The organism is Variovorax ginsengisoli, from assembly GCF_030486595.1.
Classification (GTDB): Bacteria; Pseudomonadota; Gammaproteobacteria; order Burkholderiales; family Burkholderiaceae_C; genus Variovorax; species Variovorax ginsengisoli_B.
In genome coordinates, this window is record NZ_JAUJZH010000007.1 from 1 (window position 1) to 12,281 (window position 12,281).

General features: G+C 67.3%; 13 protein-coding genes. 4 read left to right on the forward strand and 9 right to left on the reverse strand.

Annotated features, from left to right (window positions below):
* Window positions 1-139 precede the first annotated feature (139 nt).
* A complete protein-coding gene (locus QZH52_RS11300) occupies window positions 140-592 on the forward strand; it encodes a helix-hairpin-helix domain-containing protein (RefSeq protein WP_301808234.1) in 453 nt (150 codons plus the stop codon).
* Window positions 593-608: 16 nt separating this feature from the next.
* Here the strand turns inward: QZH52_RS11300 and QZH52_RS11305 are convergent, their stop codons facing one another.
* From QZH52_RS11305 to QZH52_RS11345, 9 genes are all read right to left on the reverse strand, one after another.
* On the reverse strand, window positions 609-1,487 hold the full coding sequence (locus QZH52_RS11305; RefSeq protein ID WP_301808236.1) for a hypothetical protein: 879 nt from the start codon (window positions 1,485-1,487) through the stop codon (window positions 609-611).
* A 142-nt stretch (window positions 1,488-1,629) separates the two neighbouring features.
* Window positions 1,630-2,883 (reverse strand): DUF1214 domain-containing protein, encoded by a 1,254-nt coding sequence (locus tag QZH52_RS11310; RefSeq protein WP_301808239.1) that lies wholly within the window; start codon window positions 2,881-2,883, stop codon window positions 1,630-1,632.
* 24 nt (window positions 2,884-2,907) lie between these two features.
* The gene (locus QZH52_RS11315) at window positions 2,908-4,401 is read right to left on the reverse strand and encodes a DUF1254 domain-containing protein (protein ID WP_301808242.1); all 1,494 of its coding nucleotides are present in this window, start codon (window positions 4,399-4,401) and stop codon (window positions 2,908-2,910) included.
* 109 nt (window positions 4,402-4,510) lie between these two features.
* The gene (locus tag QZH52_RS11320; RefSeq protein ID WP_301808245.1) at window positions 4,511-5,434 is read right to left on the reverse strand and encodes an SMP-30/gluconolactonase/LRE family protein; all 924 of its coding nucleotides are present in this window, start codon (window positions 5,432-5,434) and stop codon (window positions 4,511-4,513) included.
* Window positions 5,435-5,450: 16 nt separating this feature from the next.
* A complete protein-coding gene (locus QZH52_RS11325) occupies window positions 5,451-6,449 on the reverse strand; it encodes a Bug family tripartite tricarboxylate transporter substrate binding protein (protein WP_436411566.1) in 999 nt (332 codons plus the stop codon).
* A gap of 28 nt (window positions 6,450-6,477) precedes the next feature.
* Complete coding sequence (locus tag QZH52_RS11330) at window positions 6,478-7,407, reverse strand: NAD(P)-dependent oxidoreductase (RefSeq protein ID WP_301808247.1); 930 nt, start codon at window positions 7,405-7,407, stop codon at window positions 6,478-6,480.
* A complete protein-coding gene (locus QZH52_RS11335; protein ID WP_286534041.1) occupies window positions 7,404-8,093 on the reverse strand; it encodes an RraA family protein in 690 nt (229 codons plus the stop codon). Before QZH52_RS11335 ends, QZH52_RS11330 begins: the two co-directional genes overlap by 4 nt.
* Before the next feature lie 137 nt (window positions 8,094-8,230).
* Window positions 8,231-9,250, reverse strand: coding sequence for a Bug family tripartite tricarboxylate transporter substrate binding protein (locus QZH52_RS11340; RefSeq protein ID WP_436411567.1), 1,020 nt, complete (start codon window positions 9,248-9,250; stop codon window positions 8,231-8,233).
* 128 nt (window positions 9,251-9,378) lie between these two features.
* The gene (locus QZH52_RS11345; protein WP_366919291.1) at window positions 9,379-10,281 is read right to left on the reverse strand and encodes a LysR family transcriptional regulator; all 903 of its coding nucleotides are present in this window, start codon (window positions 10,279-10,281) and stop codon (window positions 9,379-9,381) included.
* A gap of 96 nt (window positions 10,282-10,377) precedes the next feature.
* On the opposite strand from QZH52_RS11345, the gene QZH52_RS11350 reads away from it, so the two are divergent.
* The 3 genes from QZH52_RS11350 to arsB are packed head-to-tail and all read left to right on the forward strand — an operon-like array spanning window position 10,378 to window position 12,277.
* Window positions 10,378-10,716 (forward strand): ArsR/SmtB family transcription factor, encoded by a 339-nt coding sequence (locus tag QZH52_RS11350; RefSeq protein WP_301808253.1) that lies wholly within the window; start codon window positions 10,378-10,380, stop codon window positions 10,714-10,716.
* Entirely contained in the window at window positions 10,713-11,201 is a 489-nt protein-coding gene (locus QZH52_RS11355) for an arsenate reductase ArsC (protein ID WP_301808255.1), read from the forward strand. Before QZH52_RS11350 ends, QZH52_RS11355 begins: the two co-directional genes overlap by 4 nt.
* Window positions 11,201-12,277: an ACR3 family arsenite efflux transporter gene (gene arsB / locus QZH52_RS11360; RefSeq protein ID WP_301808257.1), complete on the forward strand. Its 1,077-nt coding sequence runs from the start codon at window positions 11,201-11,203 to the stop codon at window positions 12,275-12,277. Before QZH52_RS11355 ends, arsB begins: the two co-directional genes overlap by 1 nt.
* Window positions 12,278-12,281 lie beyond the last annotated feature (4 nt).

A 12,281-nucleotide genomic window follows, 5' to 3' on the forward strand; every position in this document is an offset into this window, starting at 1 on the left:
GAACTCATCGGTCACCACCCACGACTCAACACGTTTCGCCAAGATCTCGATCCATCGCCGCGCCCAATGCGGCTCGGATCGATAGTTTACCTATTTACGGATAAGTTCTAAGCTCGTTCGAACGCGAAAGGCGGCTTTCATGTCCTGCACGATCCGGTCGGTCAATGACCTCGCCCAACTCCCCGATGACCAGTTGCTCGGTTGCCTCAAGGCGCTGCGCGCGGCCATTCATCGAGAGAAGCAGGCGCATTCGACTTTGCTTCGGGCGCACCGAATTCCGTCGGGCAGTCCCTTCGTCTTCGAGTCGTTCGACTGGTTTCCGCGCCGTGCCCAGCGTTGGGATGTCGCCCAGGTCGAACCCCAGACACCGGTCGAGGAACTGCTGGTGCGTACCGGCGCCCGAGAAGCGCTCAAGCGGCTGCACATCTTCTGCCTCGAGGATCTGTCGGCCATCACCGAGCGTGAACTGCTCGGCGAACAGGCGATCGGCGTCAAGACGGTGGCGCGCTTGCGCGAGACGCTGGTTCGCGCCAACCTCGACTTCCTCGAAGATCCGGACGCCGGGTTCAAGACGGCTTCCCGGCGCGCCTGACGCGCCGCCGCGGGCCTCAGCGGGCGCCTCTCGTCGAGTAGTCGAACTGCGGCCCCGGCCCGGCCGCGATCGGCGGCCCCAGGTCGTTGCCGATCGGGCTGGAAGGTGCCCGCACGGCCGGGCGCGCGAAGTTGTAAAGCGGCCCGGGGCCCGGCACGACGGGGGGACCGGTATCCGCGAACCGTTGCGACGGCGTCGCCCCGCGGTCGTACAGCGGCCCCGGTCCGGGCGCGATCGGCGGGCCGGGGTCCGGGTCGACGCGCAAGGGGGCGCGGTCAACGGCACTGGGTGGCGGCGCCTCGATGGGGCTGCGGCGGGACGAAGCGACGGCCGTCTTGGGCCGGGCGGCCGGCCGAGGCGTCATCGCCGGTGGCGGGTCGAGGCGCGCCGCCTGCGGCACGGCCGTCCGGTCCGGCGTTGCAACGCTTTCGGCGGCGGGACCGACGCGTGCAATACCCAGTGCGTCCAAGCGGGCATCCCGCGTGGCGGCGGGCGGCGCGCTCGAAGCCGATGGCACCGGCACCGCCGAGGGAGCCCGGGGTGCGGCCGACTCCGGCACTACGAGCGTGAGGATCTGTTCCTGCAGCGGAGGTGCGCCGGGCTTGCGCGTGACATGGAAGCACCAGGCCGCGAAGCCCACCACCATGGCGAGACCGACGCACCCGGCCTTGAGCCAGAAGGCGGCGGTCTCCGCCGGAAGCACCGGAACGGCGCTGCCGTGGCGACCGCCTTCAGCGCCGCGCGGCGCCGCGCCGGCGGCAGGGCGGATCGCCATCACGGCGTCGAGCGCGGCGGGCCCCGTGGGGGTGAATCCGGGCAGCGGATGCGCGCAGCCCACGCAGTACTTCGCCTTCGATCGATTGGCGCTTCCGCAGACATTGCAGACGACCGACATGGCCACTGGCTCCCCTTGACGACAGACACAAGGGTCTACTCTGCACGGCTGCGGGCCGCTGTATGTCGGACGACGCCTACACGGTGTGTCCACGCCAGCAGTTCCAGTGCGTCAAGGCGTCGATCGTGCGCCACACCATGCCTCATCGGGCCTCGAGTGGTGGCGGGAAGAACTTGCGCGCTGCCACGTCGCCCTTGGGCCTGTAGAACCGAAACGTCAGGCTGTAGCCCTGTTCCTTGGGTGTCGGGAGCCAGTTGCCATGCGGGGCCTCCTTCGGTTGCGCATCGGCAAAGTACAGCGTCAACGACCCATCCGGGCCATATTCCAGCTTGGATTCCTTGTTGAGCAGGTAGCGCTTCAGCGGGTTGGGCAGCACGCGTCGGTACACCGCGTCAACGGCGATCACGGACCAGAAATGGGTGGCATGCCGAGCCGGCAGATCTTCCTTCGTGAAGTGCATGCTGTAGGCACGGTCCCCCGACAGTGGCCTGCCCGCGGTGTCCACGAAAGCCTTGTAGTAGATGACTTCCTCAGGGGTATTGGCCCAGATGCCGCCGTAGTTGATGAGCGTACGCACCAGCCAGTCTTCGCCGTAGACGCCCGAGGTCGACGGCAGGGCCCAGGCGTTGCGGACCGTACCGTGGCCGATGTTGGGCATCGCCTTCTTGATGTCGGCGAACGCCTGCGTCCGGATCACCTCGTCGATGCGCTTGCGCTCGGCGGGCTGCCCGACGGCCCTGGCGATCGCGCGCGCGTCCGCCTGCAGCGTCTCCATGCGGGGGTTGATGTCGGCTTCGCTGTCGAGCGCCAGTTCGGCGGAGTCGAACGCCTCGACGCCAGGCAGTGCATCGATCTCGAACATCGTCGTCTGCGGCACCGCGGGGGGTGTCGGCTGGCCCGTTGCGCGGATCTCGAACTGCTGCTGCAATGCGACCGCCTCGTCCCAGTTCGCACCGAGTTCGACACGCGACAGCACGCGCATGGCCTTGACCGGTACGTCGACGCGCAGCGCGCCGGCCGGTACCTCGACGCGGCTGCCTTTCAGGCACAGCGCGAACGATCCGCTGGGGTGCTGCGGGAACACGCGTTCGTTGAGGTTCGCCACGGTCTCGCCCCAGCCGTTGAGAAACTGGACTGTGTAGTAGCGGCCTGCGATCGCCGGCACCGACACCAGGACGCAACTCGTCTCGTCCACCACGACCCAGCCTTCCGAATAGGCCACATCGAGATTCGGATTCGGCCAGGCCACCTGGCCCGGCTTGCGGTGGACGAGCCGATTCCACTGGAAGCCTTCCTTGAAGTCCAGCTGCTGCTGGCGCAGCACCAGCAGCCGGCCCAGCAGGTAGATGTACGCGTCGCTGATCTGCGAGTCCGTCAGCATCGAGGTTGTGGCCATCGTCTTCTCCAGTTGCAGCGCTCGTCAGTGGGAGCGCACCACGTTCGGCAGCTGGTAGCTGTTGTCGAGCAGCGGCTTCATGGGCACGTAGCTGCGCACCAGCAGGGCAAACTGGCCGTCAGGCGCGGGCAGCCAGTTGGCCTGCGCATCCCTGTCCGCGGGCGGGTCGCGGGACAGGTGCAGGGTCAGCGAGCCGTCGGCGGCGAACTTCAGCTCGTCGGCGTCCAGGTTGACCGTGCCGATGTTGGTCCGCCCGTTGGGGCTGTTCGCGAGCATGAAGTAGTCGCGGTCGTACATCGTCAAGGACCAGAAGCCGCCGCGGTCGCGATCCACCGGGGGCAGGGCGTCCTTTGGGAACCTCAGCGTGTAGCGATAGCGCCCCTGCAGGAGCGCGCCCTTGTCGTCCGTGCCGCGGATCAGGTAGATCGCCTCGTGGAAATCATTGACGTAGATGTAGATGATGGCGGCCTGGGCGCGGCCGAACCAGTCGGTGCCCCAGGCGCCGCCGTTGTCCTGGCGTTGCCAGCCGTTGCCTGCATCGACGCCGACCTGCTCGTACCTGGCGCCAGCGTGGAGCTCGGCATCGGCGGCGAGCGCCGTGCGGTCGAGCAGGGTCTGCCAGGCGCTGTCGGATGCCCGCAGTGCCAGCAGCGTCCTGGCCTGCGCAGCCATCGCCGCGTCGTCGGCGCTGACGGCGGGGTTGAGCGCCAGTGCCTCGGCGAGCTGGTCCCAGAACCGGGTCGGGTCGACCGGCCTTGCCCGCAGCATGTCGGGATCGGCCGCCACCATCTCGGCCGTGACGCCAGGCGGGAACACCTTGTTGCGCGCACTCGCCTCGCAGTCGAAGCGCAGCGGCCCGGGCCGGTCGAGGCTTTGCGCGACCACGCCGATCTGGTTGAGCACCGCCCGCGCACGCGCCTTCGATTCGCCGGTATGGGCGGCGAAGCTGCGTCCGAACAGGCCGGCGACGTTGGTGGGGCTTCGCAGCAGGTCGATGAATCCGTCGGGCTTCTCGTCGGACCAGTTCGGGCCCACCAGCAGGAGCTTGCCCCCTGGCGTGTTGCTTGCCGAGCCCAGCTGGTGGACCACCGTGGTGAAGAGGTCGCAGATCTGGATGGTCCAGTACTGCCCCTTCGGCACGTCGCTGGGCGTCTGCACCACCACGGCCTCGCGGGTGAGGTCGACGAAGCTGACGCCATAGATGGTGTCGCTGTTCGGCGTGACCACCTTGCGCTGGGCGGGCGACATGTGGTCGTCGAGATAGCCCATCGTGTTCTTCGGCGCGCCGGGAAACAGGCCCATGGTCGCGCCGGGACCTGAGGCCTTCATCAGCTCCCAGCTGCTGGTGCGGCCGAAGGCGTCGACGGCGGGATAGGCCCAGTAGTAGACGATGCGTGCCAGCGATTCGACGTAGCGCTCGTTGGCCAACCGCGCCGGTACGCCCGCGGCATCCGGCAGATCGGGGTGCGCCGGGGTGAACTGGCGTGCGAGGTAGGGGGCTCGGGATGCGTTGGGCATGGGTCCGCTCCTGGTTGGGGATGCCCGAGGGATTGTGGACTTCGTCCCGCCGGCGCGCCATTGCACCAGAGGGCAATCGTTGAAGGCCGGAGCGCGCTCAACCGACGGCTCAGGCCGGTGTTCCGCGGTGCAGCGGTACCCCAGGAATATCCAGGTCCATCTTCATGACGCATCCATGGGTCGAGTCGGTGACGAACAAGGTCGAACGCTCCGCGCCGCCGAAGGCGAGGTTGGTGATCGACGCGCCCGCCGGCCCGCGCAGCACGGCCACCGGTTCGGCTCGCGCGTTCAACACCCACACGTAGCCCAATCCCGGGTTGGCCACCAGCACGCGACCCGTCGTGTCGACGGCCAGGCCATCCGGTCCACTGGGCCCGTAGGAGGTGAAGAACTGGCTGACCTTGGCCACGCTGCCGTCGGCCAGCAAGGGAACGCGCCAGACGCAATTGCCGCGCGTGACCGCCAGGTACAGCAGCTTGCCGTCGGGCGAAAGCGCGACGCCGTTGGGACTGGGAACGTTCGACAGCAGCAGGTCGAGCTGCCCGTCGGGGCGCAGCCGGTACAGGCGTCCCGTGGGGTCGTGCAGGCCGGTCTGTCCCTGGTCGGTGAAGTAGATGCTGCCCTTCGCATCGATGACCAGGTCGTTGACGCCCTTGAAGCGTTCGGTGTTGCGGCGCTGCAGGTGCGGCGTGACGGTGCCGGTCGCCACGTCGATAAGCATGAGCCCGTTCTTGTAGTCGGTGACCAGCAGCGTGCGGGCGTCCAGAAACTTCATTCCGTTGGGCTCGCCGTCGTATTCCGCAACCTGTGACCAATGGCCCGCGGGGTCGATGCGAAAAATGCGCCCGAACGGGATGTCGGTCACGTAGAGGTTGCCCAGATCATCGAACACCGGGCCTTCGAGGAACGAGTCGGTGGGCTGGCCGCCGCGGTTGGCATCGGCCCACACGGACGACTCGCGGCGGCGCAGCGCATCCGGCATGCGGGTGAACAGTTCCAGATCCCGAACCTGCGGCGGCTGAAGGAGGAACAAGGTGATCTCCAGGGAGTTACTGCTTGTCGAATGACGCGTTGGCGGCGATCTTGCCCCACAACACGCTGCTGTCGGTCAGCATCTTCGCAAAAGCAGCGGCATCCGCCATGCGCGGCTCCGCGCCCAACCCCTCCGCGAATGCCTTCATGTCAGGCGTGGCCATGGCCTTCGCGATCTCCTGCTGAAGTCTCGCGAGCACTGGTGCCGGTGTGCCTTTCGGTGCCCACAGGCCGGTCCAGTTGACGACGCTGAAGTTCTTCACGCCGGCTTCGGCGAACGTCGGCACGGCAGGCAAGGCCACCAGCCGCTTGTCGCCGCTCACGGCCAGGAGCCGCAGCTTGCCGCCCTTGACGTTGCCCATGACGCCCGGCGTCGACGAGAACTGCATGTCGATGGTGTTCGACAGCACGGCCTGGGTGGCCTCGCCCGCGCCCTTGAAAGGCACGTGCATCAGCTTCGTGCCGCTGGCCACGCCGAATGCCTCCGCAGTGAAATGCGGCGTGGTGCCGGCACCGCCCGTGCCATAGGTCAGCTTGCCTGGCGCCGCCTTCGCAGCGGCGAGGAATTCGGCCAGGGTCTTGTACGGCGATTCGGCGTTGACCACCATGGCCATCGGCGCGAACACATACGCGCTGACCGGCACCAGGTCCTTGTCGTAGTCGAAGGGCAGCTTCTTGAAGATGAACGGCAGCAGCGAGTAGGTCGTGTCGTTGGCCATCAGCGTGTAGCCGTCGGCTTCGGCGCGAGCCGCGGCGCTGGCGCCGATGGTGCCCGTGCCGCCGGGCTTGTTGTCGACGATGATGCTCTGGCCCATCTGTTCGGTGAGCTTCTGCGCCATCTTTCGTGTGACCACGTCCACGGCGCCACCGGGCGGGTACGGGACGATGATCTTGATCGGCTTGCTCGGGTAGGCGGCCTGGGCGTTGGCGCCGAGCGGCGTGGTCGCGGCGAGCGCGGCGACAGCTCCGAACGCGATCATCCAGGTCAGGCTGGCGGGCGAGGTCTTCTTGGTCATGGGTGTCTCCTGTTTTCAGTTCGGCAGATCAGGCCGCGGCGACTGCCTGCCGGCCGAGCACCTCGAGCGCATTGCGGGCCGCGGCGACGCCCATGTTCACGTAGGCGTCGCTGGTGACCCCGCCGATGTGCGGGCTCAGCACCAGCCCTCTCTCGCCCTGGAAGGGGTGGCCCGCCGTCATCGGCTCGACGGCAAAGCTGTCGAGACCGGCGCTCATCACCTGGCCCGATCGAACTGCGGCCAACAGCGCGTGTTCGTCGATGAGGCCACCGCGGGCCGTGTTGACGACGATCACGCCACGCCTGCACTTCGCCAGCGTGCCGGCGTTGACCAGCTCACGATTGTCCTCGGTCAACGGGCAATGCAGCGAGATGGCATCCGAGTCGCGCCAGATGGTTTCCAGGTCCACGGTGGCAACGTACGAAGGCAGGTTCTTCGCATAGGGGTCGAAGCCGATGACGCGCATGTCCAGCGCGTCGGCCATGCGGGCGAAGCGCAGGCCGATGGCGCCCAGACCGATCACGCCCACCGTCCGGCCGGCCAGCTCGACGCTCTTGTGCGTCGCCTTGTCCCAATGACCGGCATGCATGCGTGCATCGAGCGACACCACGGATTTGGCGCAGGCCAGGAGAAGCGCCAGGGCCTGCTCGGCCACGGCCGCCGCGTTGGCACCGACCGCCGCGACGACGTCGATCCCCCGCTCCCTGGCCGCGACCTTGTCGATCGTGTCGGTGCCGCTGCCGTGCTTGGAAATGACCCGCAGCGCAGGCGCCGCGTCCATCGCGGCGGCGCCCACCTTGCTGTAGCGCACGATGATGGCGACCGGGTTGTGCTTGCGGCTCAGTGCGACGATGTCGTCTTCGGTCGGCGTCTTGCCGGCAAAGACCACTTCGTGATCCTTCAGCAATGCCAGCGCTTGCGGTGCGAGGTCGGCACCGGTGACGAGGATGGTGCTCACAGCGTCTCCCCTTCCTTCAGCACGCCGGCAGTGCGCAGCGCGGCATCGAGCCACTTGGCGGCGGTGTCGCCGCTCTTGATGGCTGCGATGCGCGCCGCCTCGTCCTTGACCTTCCTGGCCGCCAGCGGCAGCAGCGCTTCGATCTTCTCGCGCTCCACCACCACCACGCCGTCGCCGTCGCCGATCACGAAGTCGCCGGGCCGCACCGTGACGCCGCCGACCGACACCGGGTGGCCGATGCGCCCGCCGATGTTCTTGGTCGGGCCGTTCGGGTTGGTGCCGGCCGAGAACACCGGATAGTCCATCTCGTCGATCTCGAGGCTGTCGCGGCAGGCACCATCCATGACTACGCCGGCGATGCCCAGTTGCTTGCAGGCCGTCATCATGATCGTGCCCATCAGTGCGGAGCTCAGGTCGCCCTTGCCGTCGATCACCAGCACATCGCCCGGCTTCGCCATCGCGATGGCGGCATGGATCATCAAGTTGTCGCCAGGACGCACTTCCACCGTGAGTGCCGTGCCGGCGAGCTTCATGCGCGGCCTGAGCGCCTTGATGCGGCCGTCGAGGGCGCCGCGGCGGCCGGCCACGTCGGCCAGGATGGCCGGCTGCAGTTCAGCGGCCAGCGCCACGATAGCGGCGGGGACGCGTTCGAAGTCGCGAATGATGTCAGGCAGGTTGGAGGACATGAGCTTCTTTCAGTGGGTGAAGACGGGGGGAGAGACCGGCAAAGGACGAGATGACGCGGGCATGGCTGCGCCCAGGCAGGGCCCGGTGCGGCCACCGTGCCTGCCGTCAGCGCTGCGTCACGCGTCGGTGGGTGGGGTCAGTCGACCTTGGCGCCGGATTCCTTGACGATCGGGGCCCAGCGGCCGATGTCGTCATGGATCAACTTGGCGAATTGCTCGGGGGTTCCGCCCAGGGCATCAGTGCCCTGGCTGGCGAGCTTCTTCTTGACTTCCGGGTCCTGCAGTGCCTTGTTAAAGGCAGCGTTCAGCTTGGCGACCATGTCCTTGGGCAAGCCGGCGGGTCCCGCGATGCCGAACCAGGTCATGGCCTCGAATCCCTTGAAGCCCGACTCGGCCACCGTGGGTACCGCCGGCAGGTCGGCGGTGCGCTTGGCCGAGGTGACCGCAAGGAAGCGCATCTTGCCGTTGTTGACGAAGCCGATCAGGGTCGGCACCGATGACATGTACATCTGGATCTGGCCACCGATGAGATCGGTCGAGCCTTGGGCAGCGCCCTTGTAGGGGACATGCGTGAACTTCACCCCCGCGGTCTTCTGGAGCAGCTCCGTCGCGAGGTGCGCCACCGTGCCGCTTCCGGAGCTGGCGTAGTTCAGCGATTCGGGCTTGGCCTTGGCCGCAGCCACCACGTCCGCGACGGTCTTGTAGGGCGAGTCCGCCGCCACCACCAGCGCCAGGGGCGCGCTGGCGACCGCGACGATCGGGGTCAGGTCCTTTTCAGGGTTGTAGGGCAGCTTCGGATACAGCGTCGGATTGATCGCCAGGTTGCTGGTCTGACCCAGGACGAGCGTGTAGCCGTCGGGCGCCGACTTCGCCGCCGCATCCACACCGAGGTTGCCGCCGGAGCCCGGCTTGTTGTCGATGATGATCGACCAGCCATTGGACACGGCGACCTTGTTGGCGACCTCGCGCGCGATCAGGTCGGTGCCGCCGCCGGCAGGGAACGGCACGATGAGCTTGATGGCCCGCGAGGGATAGGCGGCCTGGGCCGACACCGAGGGCGAATGCGCCAGCAGCATCGCTGCGGCGACGAGGCCGGTGGCGGCTGTGAAGCCGGAGAGGCGGCGCGAGGCCGTGGCGGGGGAAGCGGGGTGCTGCATTTCTTGTCTCCATTTCGGCCCGCTTCGCCTGATTGCGAGCGGTGCCTTCAGTGGAGGCGAGTATTCGCCGCGGCGCCCATTCAGTCCAATCGATAATTTTTTAAGATCGATAGATCTGACTTTGGGTATCAAGATGCCGGTGCGACGGCGTATTTCGCCAGCAAGTCGATCAGACGCTGCGCCGCGGGGGAGATGTATCCGCTGTCCCGGTAGGTCACGACCATGCGGCGGCGCATGGTCGTGGCGGGGAGCTTCACTTCGCGCAGCGCGGCGCCCGATCGTCCGGCCTGGAGGTGCAGCCGCGAGATGAAGCTCAGGAGGCCGGTCTCGCCGATCAGGCTGGGAAGCATCAGCAGCATCGTGCTTTCGACCTGCACCAGGGGCCGGGGGAGGCGGTGCCGATCGAAGGTCTGGTCGAGCCAGTCCCGGGTCGGCGCGCCGGGGGGCTGCAACACCCACCGATGGCCTGTCAGGTCCTTCAACCCGGGCTTCGACTTCTCGAAGATCGCGTGCGACTCGGCAGCGGCCACAACGATCACGTCTTCAGCCAGGTATTGGGAGGCGAACCCGGCTTCCGCGGGAACCTCGGTCGCGACCATCAGGTCGATGTCGCCGGCGCGAAGCAGCGGCTTCAGGACGTCGACCAGCGCCACCGTGGTTCGCAAGGTGACGCCGGGGGCCTCGCGCATCAGGTCGCGGGCGGCGGGGGGCAAGAGAAACTGCGCCGCCGTCGGCACGATGCCCACCTTGATGTTGCCGGTCAGGCCGCGGCCGATGTCGCCGATCTCGCGGCGCGCGCTCTCGACGTCGAAACGCGTGCGCTGCGCCCACTTGAGGAGGGCCTTGCCGGCCGCGGTAAGCCGGATGCCGCGCCCCGTCTTCTCGAATAAGGCCGCGCCGCATGCCTCCTCCAGGCGCCGCACGCAGCTTGTCAGCGCGGGCTGCGTGCGGTGCAGGCGCTCGGCCGCGCGCCCCAGGTGCTCGAGCTCGGCAATGACTTCGAAATACTGAAGGTCGCGCAGGTCCAGGATGAGGCTCCGTCGGGTTGAGGGTGATCGCGCGGAACACTGTAGTGCACCGGCTGCACGCGTCTTGACCGAAAATGATCATTCGACTATTCTCGAATAATGGAATCAAAAGAAGTCGTTCAAGCACTGGCGGCCCTTGCGCACCCCTTGCGCCTCGAAGTGTTTCGGGCGCTGGTCGTGGCCGGGCAAAGCGGTCTCACGCCGGGCGTCATCCAGGAAGCACTGGGCGTCGCTCCCGCCACGCTCTCTTTTCATCTGAAGGAACTGGCGGGCTCGGGCCTGGTGACGCAAGAGCGCGCCAGCCGCCACCTCATTTATCGCGCCGCTTACGACAACATGAACGCGCTGCTCGGCTACCTCACCGACAACTGCTGCCAGGGTGTCGCCTGCGCGGTGGAGACGGCCGCCGATGCCATGCAAGTGCTGACACCGCCATGACCATCAACGTACTCATCCTCTGCACCCACAACTCGGCGCGCAGCGTGCTGTCCGAGGGCATGCTCAACCACTGGGCCAAGGCGCTCCGAAAGGACGTGCGAGCGTTCAGCGCGGGCAGCGCACCGAGCGGCCGCATCAATCCTCAGGCGCTCGTGGCGCTCCAGGCCGCCGGCATGGACGCAGAGGGCTATCGAAGCAAGAGCTGGGACGAATTCACCGGGGACTCGGCGCCGCAGATGCACATCGTCATCACCGTGTGCGACAGCGCGGCGGCCGAACAGTGCCCCTATTGGCCGGGCAGTCCGGTGAAGGTCCATTGGGGCTACCCGGACCCATCCAACGCGCCCGAAGCCGACAAGGCCGCTGCATTCGAACTCACGCGCCAAGCCATCGGGTACCGCATGCTGCAACTGCTGGCGCTGCCGCTCGCCGACCTTGGCCCGGCAGAACTGCAGGCCGCGCTCACCCGCATTTCGAAGAACTGATGACCACCTCTACCCTGGCCGCGGCGGCGCCCGCCAAACCAGCCATCGGCTTCTTCGAGCGCTACCTGACAGTGTGGGTCGCCTTGTGCATCGTCGTCGGCATCACCCTCGGGCAATGGCTGCCCGGCTTCTCCAAGGCGGTCGCCAGCCTCGAAGTGGCGAAGGTCAACGTCCCGGTGGGCCTGCTCATCTGGGTGATGATCATTCCGATGCTGCTGAAGATCGACTTCGGTGCCCTGGGGCAGGTCGCTTCGCACTGGCGCGGCATCGGCGTCACGCTGTTCATCAACTGGGCGGTCAAGCCGTTCTCGATGGCGCTGCTCGGCTGGATCTTCATCCGGCATGTGTTCGCGCCCTACTTGCCCGCCGAGCAACTCGACAGCTACGTCGCCGGGCTCATCCTGCTGGCCGCCGCGCCGTGCACGGCCATGGTCTTCGTGTGGAGCCAGCTCTGCAAGGGCGACCCGTACTTCACGCTGTCGCAGGTCGCCCTGAACGACGCCATCATGGTGGTCGCCTTCGCCCCCATCGTCGCACTGCTGCTCGGCCTTTCCTCGATCACGGTTCCATGGGACACGCTGCTGGTCTCGGTGGGCCTCTACATCGTGGTGCCGGTCGTCATCTCGCAGCTCTGGCGCAAGGCGCTTCTGCGCCGCGGCGTCGGGCACTTCCAGGCCGTGGCCGCCAAGCTGGGCCCGCTGTCCGTCTCGGCGCTGTTGCTGACCCTGGTCCTGCTCTTCGCGTTCCAGGGCGAGGCCATCCTGGACCAGCCCCTGGTCATCGCGCTGCTGGCGGTGCCGATCCTGGTCCAGGTGGTCTTCAACTCGGGTCTTGCCTACCTGCTCAACAGAAAGCTCGGGGTGAAGCACTGCGTTGCCGGGCCTTCCGCGCTGATCGGCGCGAGCAACTTCTTCGAACTGGCGGTGGCCACGGCCATCAGCCTCTTCGGCTTCCAGTCGGGCGCTGCGCTGGCCACCGTGGTCGGGGTCCTCATCGAGGTGCCCGTGATGCTCGCTGTGGTCGCGGTGGTGAACCGTACCCAGGGCTGGTACGAAGCCGGGCAAGCTGCAGACTGAATCC